Origin of the sequence: Staphylococcus debuckii, assembly GCF_003718735.1 — a bacterium.
Lineage (GTDB): Bacteria > Bacillota > Bacilli > Staphylococcales > Staphylococcaceae > Staphylococcus > Staphylococcus debuckii.
Genome location: NZ_CP033460.1, coordinates 1,794,954 through 1,814,778, shown reverse-complemented (window position 1 = coordinate 1,814,778; position 19,825 = coordinate 1,794,954). Strand labels below are relative to the sequence as shown.

General features: G+C 36.3%; 15 protein-coding genes. 11 read left to right on the top strand and 4 right to left on the bottom strand.

Features of this window, described 5'->3' with window-relative positions:
• The first annotated feature begins 6 nt into the window (after window positions 1-6).
• The 5 genes from murC (at window position 7) to ccpA (ending at window position 6,007) form a co-directional block, all read left to right on the top strand.
• The gene (gene murC / locus CNQ82_RS08525; RefSeq protein WP_123144933.1) at window positions 7-1,320 is read left to right on the top strand and encodes a UDP-N-acetylmuramate--L-alanine ligase; all 1,314 of its coding nucleotides are present in this window, start codon (window positions 7-9) and stop codon (window positions 1,318-1,320) included.
• Between the two features lie 69 nt (window positions 1,321-1,389).
• Window positions 1,390-1,830, top strand: a complete 441-nt coding sequence (locus CNQ82_RS08520) for a DUF948 domain-containing protein (RefSeq protein WP_015900590.1) — start codon at window positions 1,390-1,392, stop codon at window positions 1,828-1,830.
• A gap of 135 nt (window positions 1,831-1,965) precedes the next feature.
• Window positions 1,966-3,339 (top strand): hypothetical protein, encoded by a 1,374-nt coding sequence (locus CNQ82_RS08515; RefSeq protein ID WP_123144932.1) that lies wholly within the window; start codon window positions 1,966-1,968, stop codon window positions 3,337-3,339.
• 318 nt (window positions 3,340-3,657) lie between these two features.
• Window positions 3,658-4,746: a bifunctional 3-deoxy-7-phosphoheptulonate synthase/chorismate mutase gene (locus CNQ82_RS08510; RefSeq protein ID WP_123144931.1), complete on the top strand. Its 1,089-nt coding sequence runs from the start codon at window positions 3,658-3,660 to the stop codon at window positions 4,744-4,746.
• A 271-nt stretch (window positions 4,747-5,017) separates the two neighbouring features.
• A complete protein-coding gene (ccpA, locus tag CNQ82_RS08505) occupies window positions 5,018-6,007 on the top strand; it encodes a catabolite control protein A (protein WP_123144930.1) in 990 nt (329 codons plus the stop codon).
• 181 nt (window positions 6,008-6,188) lie between these two features.
• Here the strand turns inward: ccpA and CNQ82_RS08500 are convergent, their stop codons facing one another.
• Together CNQ82_RS08500 and CNQ82_RS08495 are read right to left on the bottom strand one after the other, a co-directional pair.
• Window positions 6,189-7,343 carry an acetoin utilization protein AcuC gene (locus CNQ82_RS08500; RefSeq protein WP_123144929.1) on the bottom strand — a complete coding sequence of 385 codons (1,155 nt, stop codon included), beginning with the start codon at window positions 7,341-7,343 and terminating at the stop codon, window positions 6,189-6,191.
• Between the two features lie 12 nt (window positions 7,344-7,355).
• Complete coding sequence (locus tag CNQ82_RS08495; RefSeq protein ID WP_123144928.1) at window positions 7,356-7,988, bottom strand: GNAT family N-acetyltransferase; 633 nt, start codon at window positions 7,986-7,988, stop codon at window positions 7,356-7,358.
• Between the two features lie 230 nt (window positions 7,989-8,218).
• Here CNQ82_RS08495 and acsA point away from each other — a divergent pair, with 230 nt between their 5' ends.
• Window positions 8,219-9,931, top strand: a complete 1,713-nt coding sequence (acsA, locus tag CNQ82_RS08490; protein ID WP_123144927.1) for an acetate--CoA ligase — start codon at window positions 8,219-8,221, stop codon at window positions 9,929-9,931.
• Between the two features lie 630 nt (window positions 9,932-10,561).
• The gene (locus CNQ82_RS08485) at window positions 10,562-12,229 is read left to right on the top strand and encodes a formate--tetrahydrofolate ligase (protein ID WP_123144926.1); all 1,668 of its coding nucleotides are present in this window, start codon (window positions 10,562-10,564) and stop codon (window positions 12,227-12,229) included.
• A 69-nt stretch (window positions 12,230-12,298) separates the two neighbouring features.
• Here CNQ82_RS08485 and CNQ82_RS08480 read toward each other — a convergent pair whose 3' ends face one another.
• Window positions 12,299-13,204, bottom strand: a complete 906-nt coding sequence (locus CNQ82_RS08480) for a biosynthetic peptidoglycan transglycosylase (protein ID WP_123144925.1) — start codon at window positions 13,202-13,204, stop codon at window positions 12,299-12,301.
• A gap of 371 nt (window positions 13,205-13,575) precedes the next feature.
• Between CNQ82_RS08480 and tyrS the strand changes: the two genes are divergently transcribed.
• Window positions 13,576-14,838 carry a tyrosine--tRNA ligase gene (tyrS, locus tag CNQ82_RS08475; protein WP_123144924.1) on the top strand — a complete coding sequence of 421 codons (1,263 nt, stop codon included), beginning with the start codon at window positions 13,576-13,578 and terminating at the stop codon, window positions 14,836-14,838.
• A 65-nt stretch (window positions 14,839-14,903) separates the two neighbouring features.
• Here tyrS and CNQ82_RS08470 read toward each other — a convergent pair whose 3' ends face one another.
• Entirely contained in the window at window positions 14,904-16,094 is a 1,191-nt protein-coding gene (locus tag CNQ82_RS08470) for a S1C family serine protease (RefSeq protein WP_123144923.1), read from the bottom strand.
• Window positions 16,095-16,300: 206 nt separating this feature from the next.
• Here CNQ82_RS08470 and CNQ82_RS08465 point away from each other — a divergent pair, with 206 nt between their 5' ends.
• The 3 genes from CNQ82_RS08465 (at window position 16,301) to CNQ82_RS08455 (ending at window position 19,774) form a co-directional block, all read left to right on the top strand.
• Window positions 16,301-16,909: a lysophospholipid acyltransferase family protein gene (locus CNQ82_RS08465; RefSeq protein WP_123144922.1), complete on the top strand. Its 609-nt coding sequence runs from the start codon at window positions 16,301-16,303 to the stop codon at window positions 16,907-16,909.
• 132 nt (window positions 16,910-17,041) lie between these two features.
• Window positions 17,042-18,526 (top strand): N-acetylglucosamine-specific PTS transporter subunit IIBC, encoded by a 1,485-nt coding sequence (gene nagE, locus CNQ82_RS08460; protein WP_123144921.1) that lies wholly within the window; start codon window positions 17,042-17,044, stop codon window positions 18,524-18,526.
• A 123-nt stretch (window positions 18,527-18,649) separates the two neighbouring features.
• Window positions 18,650-19,774: an HAD family hydrolase gene (locus CNQ82_RS08455; RefSeq protein ID WP_123144920.1), complete on the top strand. Its 1,125-nt coding sequence runs from the start codon at window positions 18,650-18,652 to the stop codon at window positions 19,772-19,774.
• Window positions 19,775-19,825 lie beyond the last annotated feature (51 nt).

Below are 19,825 nucleotides of genomic sequence, written 5' to 3'. Positions count from 1 at the left end.
GTTAATATGACACACTATCATTTTGTCGGAATTAAAGGTTCCGGAATGAGTTCTTTGGCTCAGATTATGCATGATTTGGGTCATGAAGTACAAGGTTCCGACATAGACCAATATGTGTTCACAGAAAAAGCATTAAGAAATAAAGGAATAAAGATATTATCATTTAATCCTGATAATATAGAAAAAGGGATGACTGTTATTCAAGGGAATGCCTTTTCAGATACACATGAAGAGATTGTTCGTGCTCATGAGTTAGGATTAGAAGTGATTAATTATCCAACATTCTTAGGCCACGTAATTGAACAATACATTTCAATCGCCGTTACAGGAGCACATGGCAAGACATCTACCACAGGTCTGCTATCTCATGTGATGAATGGTGATAAAAGAACTTCTTTCTTAATCGGAGATGGCACAGGATTAGGAATTCCGCAAAGTGAATTTTTTGCCTTTGAAGCTTGTGAATATCGACGTCATTTCTTAAGCTATCATCCAGATTATGCAATTATGACTAATATCGACTTTGATCATCCAGACTACTTTAAAGATGTAGATGATGTGACAAGTGCCTTTCAAGAGATGGCGCGTAATGTGAAAAAAGGTATTGTAGCTTGGGGTAAAGACGAGCATTTACGCAAAATTAAAGCAGATGTTCCGATTTATTACTATGGTTTAGAAAAAGATGAAGATATTTATGCAGATAATATCCAAATTACAGAAAATGGAACGCAATTTGATGTATATATTGACGGTAAGTATTTTGATCAGTTCTTATCACCTCAATATGGAGACCATAATATCTTGAATACTTTAGCAGTGATTATGGTATGTCACTTAGAAGGACTCAATATTGAGAATATCAAAGAAGCATTAGAGACATTTGGAGGGGTAAAAAGACGCTTCAATGAAACAAAGTTACATAATCAAGTATTAGTTGATGATTATGCCCACCATCCACGTGAAATTAATGCTACAATTGAGACAGCAAGAAAAAAATATCCGAACAAAGAAGTCATTGCTGTTTTTCAACCTCATACTTTTTCAAGAACTAAAGCTTTCCTAGAAGAATTTGCAGACAGCTTGAGCAAAGCTGATCGTGTTTTCTTATGCGATATCTTTGGTTCTATCAGAGAACATGATGGCAGCTTGACTATCCAAGATTTAATTGACCGCATTCCAGGTGCTCAATTAATTGGTGAAAAAAATGTAAACATATTGAATGAATTTGATAATGCTGTTATTTTATTTATGGGTGCTGGAGATATTCAAAAAATCGAACGCGCTTTTATGGAGCAAAATGGCGTAACAAATGAATTTTAAAATGTTTATACTATTTTTGCTTTGGGTATTTTAAAAAATAAGACATAAGCTATTTAGGAGGCGTTTTTAATGGACTGGATTTTACCTGTAGCAGGTCTAATTGCAGCTTTAGCATTTTTAGTTTTAGTAATCGGAATTGTGCTAGTCTTAGTATCTGTTAAGAAAAATTTAGACTATGTTGCTAAAACTCTTGACGGAATCGAAGGTCAAGTACAAGGGATTACTCGTGAATCAACAGACTTACTTCACAAAGCTAACCGCTTAACTGAAGATATTCAAGATAAAGTGGACCGCTTAAATTCTGTAGTTGATGGAGTAAAAGGCATCGGTGATTCTATCCAAGATTTAGATGGATCAGTGGACCGAGTAACAAACTCAATTGCACATAACATTTCTCAAAATGAAGACAAAATTTCACAAGTCATCCAATGGTCAAATGTTGCTATGGAAATTGCTGATAAATGGCAATATAGAAAGCAACAAAGAGAAAGTGCAAACTACAGAGGCTAATGGTATAATGTAGTTCGAATTGAACTGTATACCTCATCTGTAGGCTTAACATTATCAATTATAGTACTTACAAACTGCACTTAAATGAGGTTGATTCAACTTTGTTTAAGTGCTTTTATTTATAGGAGGCAAAACATGAGAAAGAAAAATGATGAAGCTAAGTTAGAAATATATGAAGTTGAAGCCATGGCCGATACGGTTCGTAAAGATTTCGTGTCTGGTTTTATTGCAGGCGCTTTTATTGGTTCAGCAGTTGGATTTATTTTAAATCAAGTTAAAAAACGTAAACAACAAGAAAAACAATTTGAAGAAGATAAACCTTCAATGAAAGATAAAGTGTCAGCGCAAACAGATGCATTAAAAGCAAATGCTCAAGATCAATTGCAAGGTATGAAAGACGTTGCGCAGCAAATCAGAAATCAAGTGAACCAAAAAATCAAACAAGACGACCATGAATATGACGTAGATACTTTACGCGCAGAAAAACAAGCAATCAGAAATGAAGCGTCAGCGCATGATTTAGCAAATGTATCTCCACAAGCACAAGAAGAAGTTGCTGGAAATCAGTCAACAGCAGCCTCAACACGTGAATTCAGTGCGCAAGGAAATGCTAAGGCAGCAAAAGAAAAAGCTAAATTGATTGAAAATGATAATACTGTAGCTGCTAAAGTCAGTGAATTATTTAAAGCAGCACCAGTAAAATCTAGTTCTTATGCAGCAGTACCGATTCTAGTTACTACTGTGACAGCTGTGGCAGGTACTGAAAAAGATTCTGCTAAAAAAGATTCTAAACCAGCTGCAAAAAAATCATCTCAATCCACTCCTAAAGCTTCACCAAAAGCAGCAGAGAAACGCACAAACCAAACTCATGAAAAAGCATCAATGGACAAAGGTGTAATTACACATGATAAAGCAACTGCAAACCACTCATCAAATGAGAAAAATGTTGCAGGTCACACAGTAGTGAGTGCGAAGAAAGATGATGAATCAGCCAAAAAAGTTGCAGCTACTAATGAAGGAAAATCAGAAGAAAATATTAAATCAACTAAAGTAGAAAAAGCAGATGATCAAAAATCAACATCTCAAAAACAGCCAGCTGCGAAAAAAGATGAGCCTTCAGCTAAAGTAGAATCAAAAACGGTAAATAACACTACAACAACAAAAACAAAAACACAAACTAAGAAAACAACAGACACACCAAAAAATACAGCAGCTACAACTACTAAAGAAGCAAAAGCATCTTCTCCTAAAAATGCTACTAAAACAACAACAAAAACAACAAGAAAGCCAGCTTCTAAAGGTAATAAAACAACAACACAAAAAACAACAACTAAAACTAAATCACAAGATCAAAATAATACATCTAAATCAGCAGCTTCTAAATCATCTGCTCAGAAAAAAACATCAAAATCAACACCAAAAACACAATCACAAAATACACCTAAAAATAACCAACCAAAAGGTGAAACAACTAAGAAAAAAATCGAAAAGAAAACTTTTGATGATTAATGGTTGAATGAGGGCTGAGACATCAATTTGTCTTAGCCCTTGATTTCTGAACTGGCAATCACTATTTGCTCAGGTTAGTTTGACTGGGGTGGGAGAACGAAATAATTTTGCTGAGGTTATTTCTCTCTCACTCCCATTTTGTTTATAGACTAGTCAATTATGTGAAAATTGTAAATCGTTTAAAGAATAAGAATATTTTAGTATAAAGCTTGAAATTTAACTGACTTACTGCTACAATACTTGTTAAATTCAATTTTTTACCGCTTTAAAGTGTAATAAGTTGGATGCATAAAATAATTACATAGAGGTGACCAGGTAATGAATAAGTTGGAACAGTACAGAAATGAAATCGAGAATATTAACGAACAAATTTTAGACCTTTTTGTAAAACGTGGTGAACTCGCACAAAAAATCGGGGAAGAAAAGCGTAAGCAGGGAACAAAGGTATATGATCCTGAACGTGAAAAAGTAATGTTGAATGCATTAATTGAGAAAAATAATGGTCCATTTAATGACAATGTAATTAAACAATTATTTAAAGAAATCTTTAAAGCATCCACAGATTTACAAAAAGCTGATCATGAGAAACATCTTATTGTTTCTAGAAAATTAAAACCTGAAGACACTATTGTACAATTTGATAATGGCGGTGTTATCGGGGATGGAAATAAATCATTTATTTTCGGCCCTTGTTCAGTAGAATCACAAGAACAAGTGGATAAAGTTGCTGCTGATTTGCAAAACAAAGGCTTGAAATTTATTCGTGGAGGTGCATTCAAACCTCGTACATCACCTTATGATTTCCAAGGCTTAGGATTAGAAGGATTAAAAATTCTTAAAAATGTTAAAGATAAATATAATTTAAATGTAGTCAGTGAAATTGTATCGCCAGCAGATTTTGAATTAGCAGATGAATACTTGGATGTTTTCCAAATTGGCGCGCGTAATATGCAAAACTTTGAATTGTTGAAAGAAGCAGGACGTACGAACAAACCAGTGTTATTGAAACGTGGTATGTCAGCGACTATCGAAGAATTTATTTTTGCAGCTGAATACATTGCTTCTCAAGGTAACAGTAATATTATCTTATGTGAACGTGGTATTAGAACTTACGAAAAAGCTACACGAAATACATTAGATATTTCAGCTGTACCAATTTTAAAACAGGGTACACATTTACCGGTAATGGTAGACGTTACGCATAGTACAGGACGTAAAGATATTATGCTTCCGACAGCAAAAGCTGCTTTAGCAGTTGGAGCAGATGGCGTAATGGCAGAAGTACATCCTGATCCAGCAGTGGCATTAAGTGACAGCGGACAACAAATGGACTTAGAACAATTCGATAAATTCTATAATGAATTAAAACCATTAGCAGATATGTACGATAATAACCAATTACATTAATTGAAATAAAATTGGATAGTGAATTTACTCCTTTCAAAGAAGTACTCATGGTGCAGCGTTTTTGAAAGGAGTTTATTCGTGTTATTTTACACATAAATAGGAAAAACAATGTTTCACTTACACTTTAGAAGTTACATAGTTATGATTATTGACAAAAAAGTGACAAACAGAATATATTAATTTAAGTTCGCAAGAATTTGTGGTAAACTTTGAAAATGCTATGAAAACTTATTATAATAGAGTTTGAAACGCTTACAGAAAGGGTGAAGACATGACCGTTACTATATATGACGTTGCAAGAGAAGCACGAGTATCCATGGCAACAGTATCTCGTGTTGTAAATGGCAACCAAAATGTGAAACCAGAAACCAGAGATAAAGTTAACGCAGTCATTAAAAAGTTAAATTATAGACCTAATGCGGTTGCTAGAGGTCTAGCAAGCAAGAAAACAACAACAGTAGGGGTAATTATACCAGATATTTCTAATGTCTATTACTCTCAATTAGCACGTGGTTTGGAAGATATTGCGACAATGTATAAATATCATTCAATCATTTCAAATTCAGATAATGATCCCGCAAAAGCTAAAGAAATTTTTAATAATCTGCTTAGCAAGCAAGTGGACGGTATTATCTTCTTGGGTGGTACATTGGATGAAGAGTTAGAACAATTAATTGAAACTTCTTCAGTACCTGTAGTAGTGTCTGGAACAAGTGATGACGATGAACATATTGCTTCTGTTAATATTAATTATAAACAAGCAGCTATTGACGTTACTGAACATTTAATTGAAACAGGGGCAAAGCAATTTGCATTTGTCGGAGGCAATAATTCAGAGAAAGCTGAAGCGGATGTTTTAGCAAGTTTAATCGAAGTGCTTGAAAAACATAATCTATCATTGAAAGATGAAATGAAATTTACAGGTAAAGAAACATATAAAGATGGTGTGAATGCGTTTGAAACTATTTCACAATATCAACCAGATGCCATTTTATCAATTAGTGATGAGCAAGCTATCGGTATTGTACATTCAGCTTTAGATGCAAATGTTCAAATTCCAGAAGACTTGCAAGTCGTAAGCTTTAATAATACACGACTTGTAGAAATGGTTCGTCCACAATTATCTAGTGTCATCCAACCGTTGTATGATATTGGTGCTGTAGGTATGCGTTTACTAACAAAATATATGAATAATGAAGAAATTTCAGATTCTAATGTTATCTTGCCTTATCGAATCGAATATCGTGGTACAACACGTTAATTCTACTATAATTTAAGGAATGAAGAGAACGGGATGAATTATAGTCCCAACTCGCTCTGAATATAAAAAAAGCTATGCGAAATCTATTCTATAAATTTACGCATAGCTTTTTTGTTATATTGATAGAGAGTAGCTTCCTAAGCAGGTAACAAGCTTTTCTTATGCCATTTTCGAGTTGTTTTTAAAACCAACTGGCCACTTGATTCGCATGCTTTAAATTCTTAGCAGAAATTTCAGCAGTTCTCGGAATTTCCATGTAATCTAAACGTTTATCATCCCAAGTAGTCGGTAAATCCAATGGCGCATAGTGCTGCCATTTACTAATCCATTCTTCTGGCAAATTACCATGTTGGACCGGCATATCCATCAAACTTAATAATACGTGACTCCAAGCTCGCGGCACCACACGCCAAATATTATAACCACCGCCGCCGAACATTAACACTTTCCCGTTTGTATACGTATTTGCTAAGTGTTTAATGTAGTAGGGCACTTCATATAAAGCATCTAATGTACAATTCATATGCGTGAGTGGATCTAAATAATGTATATCCACCCCATGCACACTTAATAATATGTCAGGTTGATAAGATTGAACGACAGGTGTAACCGTCTTTTTAAAACACTCAATAAAAGAATCATCTTCAGTGTATGGCTCTAGAGGAACATTCACTGAATAACTGAAACCTTGTTCTTTTCCGCGTTCTGTGTAATGTCCAGAACCAGGGAAGAGAAATTTTCCTGTTTCATGAATGGAATAATTCAGAATATCATTTTCCGTATAAAAGCTCCATTGCACGCCATCCCCATGGTGTGCATCTGTATCAATCACCATTACACGCAAGCCGTATTGTTTGGATAAATATTTAGCAGTAATAGCGACATCATTATAAATACAGAAGCCATTTGCTCTGCCTGGCAATGCATGATGCAAGCCGCCTCCTAAATGACAGCCATTTTGCAATTCATCATTAACTATCATATCAGCAAGCTTCAAAGCACCCCCAACAATGCGCGCGCTATGCTGATGCATGTGTTTGAATTGCGACGTATCTTCGTCCGCTAATCCATATTTCTTAGCTTCAGATGGACTTAAAATCCCATGAGAAGCATGCTTGATTGCATTGACATAATCATAGGAATGAATCAATGTCAGTTCTTCATCAGTTGCAATACGCGGCGTAATGATTTGATCCGGCTTTAATAATCCTGCATCAATTAATAACTCTGTAGTTAATTTTAAACGCATTTGATTAAATGGATGGTCATCACTGAAGCGGTATTGCATCAATTGATTAGAATAGACATACCCCGTTTGTTTATTATTTTGACTCATAAAATCTCCCCTTTAGTAGAAAAAGCGGTTCATAAAGCGCACATCGTCAAATGCTTTAATTTGATCTAAAGAGATGCGTGAACCAATTCTTGCCATTAAACAATTCGCAGGATGCCCTGTAATTTCCGGGTCATCAGTCGCAAAAATTTCCAGACCTCCTTGTGCCATTAAATTCTGCATTAACTTTTTATATTCATATACATCTAATTTAGAATTTTTCAAATCCCAGTGCCAATAATATTCAGTTGTTAAAATTATATAATCTTCGAATTCATCTTCGCTTAAGCTTTGTTTAATTAATTCGCTGCCGAGACCTGTTCCACGATAGGGAAGTGCCACTTCAATAGCGCCGAGCTCTACTAAATAAGGCAAGTTTCCCGTTGACCATCGTTCTAAAGGGTCAGGATAGTGGTAAGTTACATAACCGACTATAGTGTCTGCTTTGCGTAATACATAAATGCGTCCTTCAGGCAGCTCACTAATTTCTTGAATTGCTTCAAATTGTTCGATAGGTTTTCTGAATGCATCGAGTCCTTCATCATAATTAAATGTTTCCAGTTTTTCGCGCGGTACAGGACCTTCAATGACATACTTTTCACCGTTGCGAGTATAATCTTGCCTTACATACGTTTTGATATGTTCCATATATCGCCACTTCCTTTAATGTTTTAAAATATATCTTAGCTCAATTCAAATGTGAATCTTTTACTATAAAATGACCATTGATATATCTACTTGCATTTATTACTATTATAATGTTTTTCGAACATAATTAACACAAAAATCAGAATTATCATAATTATATTTTGAATGTTGTGCTTTGTTTTTGTATAATAGCATTATGAAAACGATTTCAAACGAAGGGGGCAATTCAAATGAAAGTCGATGTATACAAAGGGGGAGAAGGTAATTATAACCTTCAAGATTACGAAGAAGCATACAACAACTTTGATTGGAAAGAAGTAGAAAAGGCATTTTCTTGGTATGAAACTGGCAAAGTGAATATGGCTTACGAATGTATTGACCGTCATGTTGATAATGGCAAAGGCGATAAAACGGCATTAAATTATAAAGATGCACAGCGTCAAGAAAGTTATACTTTCAAAGAAATGCAAGACTACTCAAATAAAGCAGCCAATGTTTTGAAAGATAAAGCAAAGGTTGAAAAAGGCGATCGTGTATTTATTTTTATGCCGAGAACGCCAGAATTATACTTTGCATTATTCGGTATCTTAAAGATTGGTGCGATTGTTGGACCGTTGTTTGAAGCATTTATGGAAAAAGCAGTTACTGACCGTTTAGAAAATAGTGATGCTAAAGTAATAGTGACTACCAAAGACTTATTAGAACGTATTCCTCAAGATAAATTACCGAATTTAGAAACGATTGTAGTAGTAGATGATGATGAAGTGGATGCTCAATATGTAGATTTCAAAAAAGATTTGCATGAAGCAAGCGATCAATTTGATATTGAATGGCTGGATAGAGAAGATGGTTTAATTTTACATTATACGTCTGGTTCTACAGGCCAACCAAAAGGGGTCTTGCACGTTCAAGATGCTATGATATTACAATATATTTCTGGTAAATATGTATTAGATTTACAAGAAGACGATATTTATTGGTGTACTGCTGACCCAGGTTGGGTAACTGGAACATCTTACGGAATCTTTGCGCCTTGGTTGAACGGAGTAACTAACTGTATTGCAGGCGGCAGATTCTCACCAGAAGCTTGGTACGGTATGATTGAAGAATTTAAGGTAACAGTTTGGTATACAGCACCGACAGCATTGCGGATGTTGATGAGTGCTGGGGACGATGTAGTTAAAAAATATGATTTATCTTCATTACGTGAAGTCTTATCTGTAGGCGAACCTTTAAACCCTGAAGTCATTAAATGGGCAAAAGAAGTCTTAGGACATACTGTATTGGATACATGGTGGATGACAGAAACTGGCGGTCATATGATTGTGAATTATCCTTCTATGGACGTTAAATTAGGTTCAATGGGTAAACCGCTTCCAGGTATTGAAGCTGCCATTATAGATGACCAAGGCAATGTCTTACCGCCGAACCGCATGGGTAACTTAGCGATTAAAAAAGGATGGCCATCTATGATGCGTAAGATTTGGAAAAATCCTGAGAAATATAATTCTTACTTTATCGGAGATTGGTATGTTTCAGGAGACTCTGCATATCAAGACGAAGATGGATATTTCTGGTTCCAAGGACGTGTAGACGACGTTATCATGACAGCCGGAGAACGTGTCGGTCCTTTTGAAGTTGAATCTAAACTAGTAGAGCATCCAGCAGTTTCTGAAGCGGGCGTTATCGGTAAACCAGATCCAGTCCGTGGAGAAATTATTAAAGCCTTTGTTGCTTTAAATCCTGGTTATGAGCCAGATGATGAATTGAAAGAAGATATTCGTCAATTCGTGAAGACTGGTTTATCAGGCCATGCTGCACCAAGAGAAATTGAATTTAAAGATAAACTTCCGAAAACACGTTCAGGTAAGATTATGAGACGTGTCCTTAAAGCTTGGGAACTCGATTTACCAGAAGGCGATTTAAGTACAATGGAAGACTAAATATAGTTTGTGAAGAGGGGCTTGGACAAAATAATGTCCAGGCTCCTTTTCGGCGTTTGAACAATAAAGTGTCGAGGCTCGGGATGGTTGCTTATACAGATTGCTCATAATCTTCGCTAATGATTAAAACTTCTTTACCAATATATTCCGCCATACCTATTAGCACACTTTCAATTCCAAATAATAATTGTCTGTTCAAAAAAACAGGAATTGAGACGACTAAATCATCAATTTCCCTAACTCAATTTATTTTTCATTCAGTAGAAATAAAAACCTGACTACAGCGGAGTTCAAGCTGAGTGAAAACGCTTGCATAATATGTAAACAAAATACAATAAAATTATTATAGAGCATTTTAATTGGAGTTTTTACATTAAAAGTAAGATAACTAAAAAATAATTGATGAATATGTTCGACAATAAATATATAATTCGTTATGATTAGACATGTAAAAGCTTTTCCTACAGTTGAAACAGTGCCTGTCAATGCAATTTTCACCAAAGTAAGTGTGTTGCAGACAACGGCTTTGTTATTGAGGGAATAAAGTAGTTGTGGCACCAAAATGAAAACTGCTTAACAGACAATGGTCGATACTGTAATTTTTATTACTTTAGTAAGGGGCTGAATGAATTGACTCATTTATCAGATTTAGACATAGCGAACCAAGCTACAATCAAACCTATCACAGAAATTGCTGAAAAAATCGGTATTCCTGAAGATGCTTTAGAACAATATGGGCATTACAAAGCGAAAATTGATATTAACAAACTCAAAGACAATGGAGAGAAAGGTAAAGTTGTACTTGTAACTGCTATGAGTCCAACACCAGCAGGCGAGGGTAAATCTACAGTTACAGTAGGGTTGGCTGACGCGTTTCATGAATTAGGCGAAAATGTCATGATGGCATTGCGTGAACCTGCGTTAGGTCCAGTATTCGGTATTAAAGGCGGCGCAACTGGCGGCGGCTATGCACAAGTTTTACCGATGGAAGATATCAACTTGCACTTTAATGGTGACTTCCATGCGATTACGACAGCAAACAATGCTTTAGCAGCATTTATTGATAACCATATCCATCAAGGCAACGAATTAGGCATTGATCAACGCCGTATTGAATGGAAACGTGTACTTGATATGAATGACCGTGAATTGAGAAAAGTAGTTGTCGGACTGGGCGGTCCTACACAAGGAGTACCAAGAGAAGATGGTTTCAATATCACAGTTGCTTCTGAAATTATGGCTATCTTATGCTTAAGTACTGGATTAAAAGACTTGAAATCAAGTATTGCCAATATCACTATCGGCTATACACGTGATCGCAAACCTGTCACTGTAGCAGATTTAAAAGTTGAAGGCGCGCTTGCCATGATCTTGAAAGATGCTATCAAACCTAACTTAGTACAATCAATTGAAGGTACACCAGCATTAATTCATGGTGGACCATTTGCTAATATCGCACATGGCTGTAACTCAATTATTGCTACTGAAACTGCTCGTAAACTTGCAGATGTAGTGGTAACTGAAGCTGGTTTCGGTTCTGATTTAGGAGCTGAAAAATTCATGAATATCAAAGCGCGTAAAGCTGGCTTTGAACCAAGTGCTGCAGTTGTAGTTGCTACTGTTCGTGCTTTGAAAATGCATGGTGGCGTAGCTAAAGATGACTTGAAAGAAGAAAATGTTGAAGCGGTAAGAGACGGTTTAGCAAACTTAGAAAGACATGTTAAGAACATTCGCTCATTCGGAGTAGAACCTGTTATTGCCTTAAACGCTTTCGTTTCAGATACAAAAGCTGAAGAACAAGTTATTGAAGATTGGGCAAAAGAAAACGGAGTACGTATCGCTTTAACTGAAGTATGGGAAAAAGGCGGTAAAGGCGGCGTTGCTTTAGCAAAACAAGTTCAAGAAGTCTTGAATGAAAAACACGACTTCAAACATACTTACGATCTTGACTTGCCAATCGAAGAAAAAATCGAAAAAGTAGTCACAAATATTTACGGTGGTAAAAAAGTAACCTTTACTAATGCTGCTTTAAAACAACTTAAACAAATTAAAGACAATGGATGGGATAACTATCCTGTATGTATGGCTAAAACACAATACTCATTTACAGATGATAAAGATCGTTTGGGTGCACCAGATGACTTTGAAATCACAATCAGAGAATTGCAAGCTAAAACAGGTGCCGGTTTCATTGTAGCTTTAACTGGCGCAATCATGACAATGCCTGGTCTTCCTAAGAAACCAGCAGCACTTAACATGGACGTTACTGATGACGGTCATGCTAAAGGTTTATTCTAATTAGAATATAAGAGCTTATAATAAGACCCTGGAACAATTACGGAATCATCAATTTGGTTACCGTCTGTTTCAGGGTCTTTTTGTCATTAAATGCGCTTTAATATTATATTGTTCAGCTTTATGGAATTCTTTTTCAGTGATGACGCCTTCGACTTTCATCCGCCACAATACATAATGCTGTCTTCTTAAACTGATCTCTAAATCGGAGTCTTTCTTCAAGGCACCGTCTTCATAATAAGGCGTATACGTATAGGGGCTTTGGACTAATCCAATCAGATAAGCTGCTTCAGGTAAATTAACATCACTTGGCGGTTTACCGAATAAACTATAAGATGCTGAAGCAATGCCAGTTATATTATCACCATTGTAATCCCGGCCAAAAGGAACGATGTTTAAATAAATATACATAATTTCTTCCTTGGACATAATCCGTTCAAGTTTCAAGGCAAGGACGATTTCATTGGCTTTGCGATTATAAGTCTTCTCATTATTAAGCACTTGGTTTTTAATCACTTGTTGTGTAATCGTACTGCCACCTGAAGAAGCCTCAGTACGAAAGATATCTTGGAATATCGCTCTTAAAAGGGCTTTAGGCAAAATACCATCGTGCTTATAATATAGAGAATCCTCTGAAGCTACTAGTGCTTTAGGTACCAACGCATTGACACTCTCTGGTCCGACCAGTAAAGGATTTAACGAAGCATCATACTGCTGTAAAAAGTCTTTCTTTTTATAATTGATTTGCTCATCACCAGGTACCTTTAAAACGAGCGCTCGTAAATGCGCATCTGTCATATTTTCAGAATGCGTCGTCATACTCATAAAAAAACCAAATAATAAGCCAAATGCTAGACTAAAGACGAGTAAAATAATGACAAATATACCTACAAAGAAATATTTAATCCGCTTGTACCAAACCTCAAATAACATGAGCGGCTTGGAAGTGGCAGATTGTCCAGGTTGCGGTCTTTCCATGATCTACCTCCAATATTAAAATTAGTATATCATAATTGAATTGAAGTTGACTTTTAATTAGGTGTTCATTATACTGAAGTTAAAATTATATGTTTTTGGATAAGGAAAAGTAACTGATTGAGCTGTTTTCAGAGAGTTAGTGGGGGCTGCGAACTAACATCAGCAAATGAGCGAATACACCTGGTGCCTTATAAATTATTAAGTATCCAAACGTTTGATTTAATGAACGTATCATTAATTAAAGTTAACCTCAAGTATGGTGGTACCGTGCATTAATGCGCCCTTACAGTCAATAAGCTGTAAGGGTTTTTTATTTTTCAACAATCTGAAACATATAGATAAATGTGATGAAAATAAGGAGGAAACGAAGAATGACAAATGAATTACTTCAAGACTTAGAATGGCGTGGACTCGTGTATCAGCAAACAGATGCTGAAGGATTGGAAAATATTTTAAACAAAGAGCAAGTCACTTTGTATTGCGGTGTGGATCCGACTGCCGACAGTATGCATATCGGACATCTGTTGCCGTTATTAACTTTGAGACGCTTCCAAGAACATGGGCATAAGCCGATTGTGTTAATCGGTGGGGGAACTGGAATGATCGGTGATCCATCTGGTAAAACGGACGAACGTGTTTTACAAACAGAAGAACAAGTTGAACGAAATGTGCGTGGCATCGGAGCCCAAATGGATAAAATCTTTGATTTCTCTGGTAAAGAAGCTGCACAATTAGTGAATAACCGTGATTGGTTAGGAAAAATTTCTCTTATTGATTTCTTGAGAGATTACGGCAAACATGTAGGTGTGAACTATATGTTAGGTAAAGACTCTGTACAATCACGCTTAGAGAATGGGATTTCTTACACTGAATTCACTTATATGATTCTACAAGCTATCGATTTCGGTCATTTAAATCGCGAATACAACTGTAAAGTACAAATCGGCGGTTCAGATCAATGGGGCAATATTACAAGTGGTATTGAATTAATGCGTCGCATGTATGGCCAAACTGAAGCTTACGGCATCACAATTCCTTTAGTAACAAAAGCAGACGGCAAAAAATTCGGTAAATCTGAAGCGGGAACTGTTTGGCTAGATGCAGATAAAACAAGTCCTTACGAACTATACCAATTCTGGTTTAATACTTCTGATGCAGATGTTATTAAATTCTTGAAGTACTTCACATTCTTAGATAAATCAGAAATTGAACGCTTAGAGCAATCTAAAGAAGAAGCGCCGCATTTACGTGAAGCACAAAAAGCATTGGCTGAGAATGTGGTTCGTTTCATTCATGGTGAAGATGCGTTACAAGATGCAATTCGTATTTCTGAAGCATTATTCAAAGGAAACTTAAAAGAGTTGAGCAGCGAAGAGTTGCGTCAAGGCTTTAAAGATGTGCCGCAAGCTGAAGTCAGCAATGAGACAACTAACATTGTAGACTTTATAGTAGAAGCGGGAATTTCTTCTTCAAAACGACAAGCAAGAGAAGATGTATCTAATGGTGCGATTTATATTAATGGAGAACGTCAACAAGATTTGAAATATGAAATTTCAGAAGCGGATAAAATTGACAACGAGTTTACGATTGTAAGACGCGGTAAGAAAAAATACTTTATGGTTAAATATCAATAATTAATATTAAAAGAGCTTTGATTAACTATTTTTGAAATAGAATCAAAGCTCTTTTGTTCTGCTCGTTATTTTTTACCTAATGTTACAGTGACTTCTTTTTCTTTACCATCACGGAGTACGGTAATCTTCATAGATTCTCCTGGTTTTTTATTTGCATACAGATATGAACGTAACGATGCATCATCTTTGATGGCTTTCCCATCAGCTTTAATGATTATATCGCCTTTCTTAATTTCATCTTGGTGTGAGACTTTCGCGACATAAACGCCTTCAGTACGGTCAGTGTGCAAATCGTCTTTATAGCGTTCAGGAATATCGCTTAAATTTATTAACCCTACGCCAATAGAAGGGCGGTCAACTTTGCCGTGTTTGACAAGTTGTTCTATTGTGAGTTTCACTTCGTTACTAGGAATGGCAAAGCCAATTCCTTCAACTTGATCGCTGGAAATTTTCATTGAGTTGATACCCACTAAATCACCATTAATATTGACTAAAGCACCTCCAGAGTTACCTGGGTTGATTGCTGCATCTGTTTGAAGCACGTTCACTTTATTTGAACCTTCAGAAGTCTCCGTATCAATTGTACGTTCATTAGCTGAGATGATACCAGAAGTTACGGTGTTCGCAAATTCTAATCCTAGAGGGTTACCAATTGCGAAAACACTGTCACCAGTTTTAACTTTTGAAGAGTCAGCAAAGTTGATTGCTTTAGTACCGGGTGCGTTATCAATTTTAAGTACTGCAATATCAGTTAAAGCATCTTTACCGATTAATCTGGCTTTCACTTGCTTAGAATCATGTAATTGGACTTTAATTTCACTCGCACCATCGACTACGTGGTTATTAGTTACAATATATGCGCCTTGTCCGGATTTCTGGTAAATTACTCCAGAACCGATACCCGCTTCTTGAGACTTCCCAGCACTGCCGTTAAAGAAATCTTCTAAGCTTTGAGCCTTTTGCATATTTATGACACCTACAATAGTGGGCGAGACATCATTCAACATTTGATTAACTGTTTTATATTTATCACTTTTTCCATCAAGCACATTTCCACCTTTAGTTTGCTTAGATTCATTCACTTGTGCACCTTGATTCGCATGATTGGTTAACATTCCGCCGAGTTTAACCGCACCTAACACTAAAAGCGCTCCGATAATACCTGAGAGTAAGGCAATTAAAACAACACGGAACCAAGGAAATCTGTTTCTTGGTGAGGGTCTGTACTGACCATTTTGATTGTCGTAATCTGTCATTTTAAACCTCCATTTAATTTTCTTAATGATATTATCTAATGATTTGGCATTAAATTCTAGTAATTTGATAATATTTCATTAATATGATGTCATTTTATTCTTTAATTTAAGTAAAAAAGAAAAGAAAGGCTTGCGAATTAACTTGTTGTCATGAAAGCATAATGATAAAATTTGAGTAGTAAACATTCAATATAGTAGGTGACAAAATGTATAAATTTATCAGCAGCATTCTGTATTGGATATTAGTCAAAAAGTGTAAATCACTCAACGTCTATGGCAAAGAAAATGTACCGCAATTACATCGTTATGTCGTAACATGTAATCACGAAAGCTATAATGAGGTTATTATGCTAGGAATGGCTCTTTATCCAAATCAAATTCATTACATGGCTAAAAAAGAACTTTTTAATAATAAATTATTCGGCAGCTTTTTAAAATCACTGAACGCCTTTCCGGTTGATCGTGAAAATCCAGGCCCAAGTACGATTAAAACACCGGTTAATTTATTGAAAAAGAATAAAACAATCGGTATGTTCCCAGCTGGTCACAGAACTACCGAAGAAACACCATTGAAACGTGGTGCAGCAACGATTGCGATGTTAGCAAAAGTGCCGATTGTGCCCGCAGCTTATGTCGGTCCAGATAAAATTATGGGATTAGTTACAGGCAAAGCGCACATCAAATTCGGAGAACCGATTGATACTGCTAATTTGCCGGACCATTTAAAGAAACGTAATGAAAAAGTAGACTATATTACGCAAGAAGTCACAAAGCGTACACGTGCATTACAGCAAGAACTGAATCAATTGAAATAAAATATATTTCAGACGGCGTCTTTTCTCGGTGTTGAATAAAATCAATATTGATAAACATCACGAAAGGCGTCTTTTTTCAAGTTTTTAATTAAGCGCTTACATACTAAAATAAATAGAAATAAGGTGAAGCAGATGTATAACTTTTTACAGCGTTTAGGACGCTCACTCATGTTGCCAGTTGCAGTTTTGCCCGCAGCAGCCATACTGATTGGAATTGGTAATGCTATCAAAGCCTTCCAAGCGAATTCCATTATAGGACAATTTATTTTCAATTGCGGAATTGTGATTATGGAGAATCTTGGTATTCTTTTTGCCATAGGGGTAGCACTCGGCATGGCCAAGAAAAATGATGGGGCTGTCACCTTGGCAGCTGTAGTCGGTTTCTTTGTCGTAACTGGTGTACTTTCTCCAGAAAAGCTTACAGAAGTGCTCCACATCAAAGAAAGTAGTCTCAATGAGGCATTTACCGCTATGAATGGACAAAATGTCTTTGTAGGACTGATCGTCGGTTTAATTGCCGCTTATTCTTATAATAAGTTCAGCAGCACTGAATTACCCACCGCACTGTCCTTTTTCAGCGGAAAGCGCTTAGTACCGATTATGACAGCACTCTTCTCATCTATATTGGCTATCATTTTCTTTTTCGTCTGGCCGTTCGTGTATGATGCTATTGTGGCATTCGGGAAATGGATTATTAATTTCGGACCATTCGGCGCCTTCTTATACGGCTTCTTTAACCGGTTGCTCATTCCAACAGGATTGCATCATGCATTGAACTCCGTATTTTGGTTCAACCTTGCAGGAATTGACGACGTGGCTAAATTCCAAACCGGACATGGAGCAGTTAAAGGCATAACAGGCCGCTATATGGCTGGCTTCTTCCCAGTCATGATGTTTGGTATTCCAGCTGCAGCCCTAGCAATGTACCATACAGCTAAGACAACTCAGAAGAAACGCGTAGCAGGATTAATGCTCGCCGGTTCCATTTCAGCCTTCTTTGTCGGCGTGACCGAACCTATTGAATTTGCATTCATGTTTGTAGCACCCATGCTCTTCGTCATTCACGCATTACTTACCGGTTTATCGCTCATGATAGCCGCAATCTTCCATTGGACAGCAGGCTTTGCATTCAGTGCCGGCCTCATCGACTTTGTATTGTCACTCTTAAATCCAGTGGCCAACCATCCGATGATGCTCATGGTCCAAGGCGTCGTCTTCTTTATCATTTACTACGTCGTGTTCCGAGCAGTCATTCAAATCTTCAACTTAAATACACCCGGGCGAGGAGAAGACGAAATTGGTGATCCTGTAGTAGAAACCGCTTCAACTTCTTCTATGGAAAAGGAAAACCTTCAGAGAGAGCCACGTAAATATGAGAGCATGTCTGCTCAAATTATTGACGGTCTCGGTGGAAAAGAAAATATCACATCGTTGACCAACTGTGCGACAAGATTACGCTTAGAAGTAGAAGATGTCCATAAATTAGATAAAAACAAAATCACTCAAGCAGGTGCAGTAGGCGTAACGACAAGCGGACAACATAATGTTCAAGTCATTATAGGCACACAAGTACAACAAGTAGCAGATGAAGTAGAACAGCAATTAGAACAACATTAAATGAAATACTAGAGCGAAGTATAAATCTTTTCTAAAGGTTTGCTTCGCTCTATTGCTTATTTAAGCATTCATTTGTATAATGATACTCATTAATCTGAATTTTCTGAAGTAGGTGCGTAAATTATGAAAGCAGTATTATTTGATGTGGATGGTGTATTTTTAAGCGAAGAACGCTGTTTCGATGTCTCAGCATTAACCGTATATGAAATGTTGATGAGTAATCAATTTTTGAAGTTAATGCCGACGGTTCATTTCAATAAAATAACAGACAGTGAAATTACTTTAATTCGCCAAGTAGTATTTGATCAAGATAGAATATTAAATGCTATGAAATCTAGAGGGTTAAATTCGAATTGGGATATGCTCTTTATCACACTTTCTATCCATTTAATAGAATTATTGAAACAAGTAACACCAGAAGAAAGAACTTCATTTTTAACAGCTCATCCTTTTACAGATGTGACACTACAAGAATTAGGTGCATTGGTGAGCGACAGAAATTTAGATTTTATCAAACCGCTTTATTTTATGGAAAATGCAGAAGCGGGGAAATCACAAATTTATCGCGATTTAAGAAAATATGCTGAACAAGAATTGGATACAACACATACCGAATTATTTGAAATACGTAGTCCTTTATGGGAAATCGCACAAGAGGTTTATCAAGAATGGTATTTAGGATGTCGTTTATATCGTAAAGTAGAAGATAAATCACCGCGCAGTGATTTTAAGACAGGGTATATTTATCAAGAAGAAGAACTAGCACCGGTTGAGCAAATTCAAAAACTGCTCAAAGATTTAAAGGCAGCAGGCTACCAACTTGCCATTGCTACAGGACGTCCAAGAACCGAAACACTGGTACCTTTTGAAGATAAAGGGCTAGCCATATATTTTGATGAACATCATATTGCCACGGCTTCTGAAGTGTTGAAAGCCGAAGAACAATTTCCACAATTGAAACCTTTAGGGAAGCCCAATCCATTCAGTTATATAACCGCTTATAATGGCAATGATGCGTCGCACTATCAAGAATATGCTGAGAATCAAGACCATATTTTTTCATCAGAAGAAATTTATATCGTCGGCGATTCTCTAGCAGATTTATTCAGTGCCGATGTAACAGGAGCTACCTTCATAGGAACATTAACCGGGTTGAAAGGTAAAGTGGCAAAAAGCGAATTAGAAGCACATCATGCAGACTATATCGTGAATAATGTATTAGATATACGTAAAATATTATTAAAGTGATTGAGAGATATAAGTGAGAAATAGCGAAGAGAGTTAGAACATTGCTTTGTT

Excerpts from the sequence above, each read along its gene's own strand:
- murC (WP_123144933.1), top strand. The coding sequence starts at position 7 with ATGACACACTATCATTTTGTCGGAATTAAAGGTTCCGGAATGAGTTCT.
- CNQ82_RS08520 (WP_015900590.1), top strand. The coding sequence starts at position 1,390 with ATGGACTGGATTTTACCTGTAGCAGGTCTAATTGCAGCTTTAGCATTT.
- CNQ82_RS08515 (WP_123144932.1), top strand. The coding sequence starts at position 1,966 with ATGAGAAAGAAAAATGATGAAGCTAAGTTAGAAATATATGAAGTTGAA.
- CNQ82_RS08510 (WP_123144931.1), top strand. The coding sequence starts at position 3,658 with ATGAATAAGTTGGAACAGTACAGAAATGAAATCGAGAATATTAACGAA.
- ccpA (WP_123144930.1), top strand. The coding sequence starts at position 5,018 with ATGACCGTTACTATATATGACGTTGCAAGAGAAGCACGAGTATCCATG.
- CNQ82_RS08500 (WP_123144929.1), bottom strand. The coding sequence starts at position 7,343 with ATGAGTCAAAATAATAAACAAACGGGGTATGTCTATTCTAATCAATTG.
- CNQ82_RS08495 (WP_123144928.1), bottom strand. The coding sequence starts at position 7,988 with ATGGAACATATCAAAACGTATGTAAGGCAAGATTATACTCGCAACGGT.
- acsA (WP_123144927.1), top strand. The coding sequence starts at position 8,219 with ATGAAAGTCGATGTATACAAAGGGGGAGAAGGTAATTATAACCTTCAA.
- CNQ82_RS08480 (WP_123144925.1), bottom strand. The coding sequence starts at position 13,204 with ATGGAAAGACCGCAACCTGGACAATCTGCCACTTCCAAGCCGCTCATG.
- tyrS (WP_123144924.1), top strand. The coding sequence starts at position 13,576 with ATGACAAATGAATTACTTCAAGACTTAGAATGGCGTGGACTCGTGTAT.
- CNQ82_RS08470 (WP_123144923.1), bottom strand. The coding sequence starts at position 16,094 with ATGACAGATTACGACAATCAAAATGGTCAGTACAGACCCTCACCAAGA.
- CNQ82_RS08465 (WP_123144922.1), top strand. The coding sequence starts at position 16,301 with ATGTATAAATTTATCAGCAGCATTCTGTATTGGATATTAGTCAAAAAG.
- nagE (WP_123144921.1), top strand. The coding sequence starts at position 17,042 with ATGTATAACTTTTTACAGCGTTTAGGACGCTCACTCATGTTGCCAGTT.
- CNQ82_RS08455 (WP_123144920.1), top strand. The coding sequence starts at position 18,650 with ATGAAAGCAGTATTATTTGATGTGGATGGTGTATTTTTAAGCGAAGAA.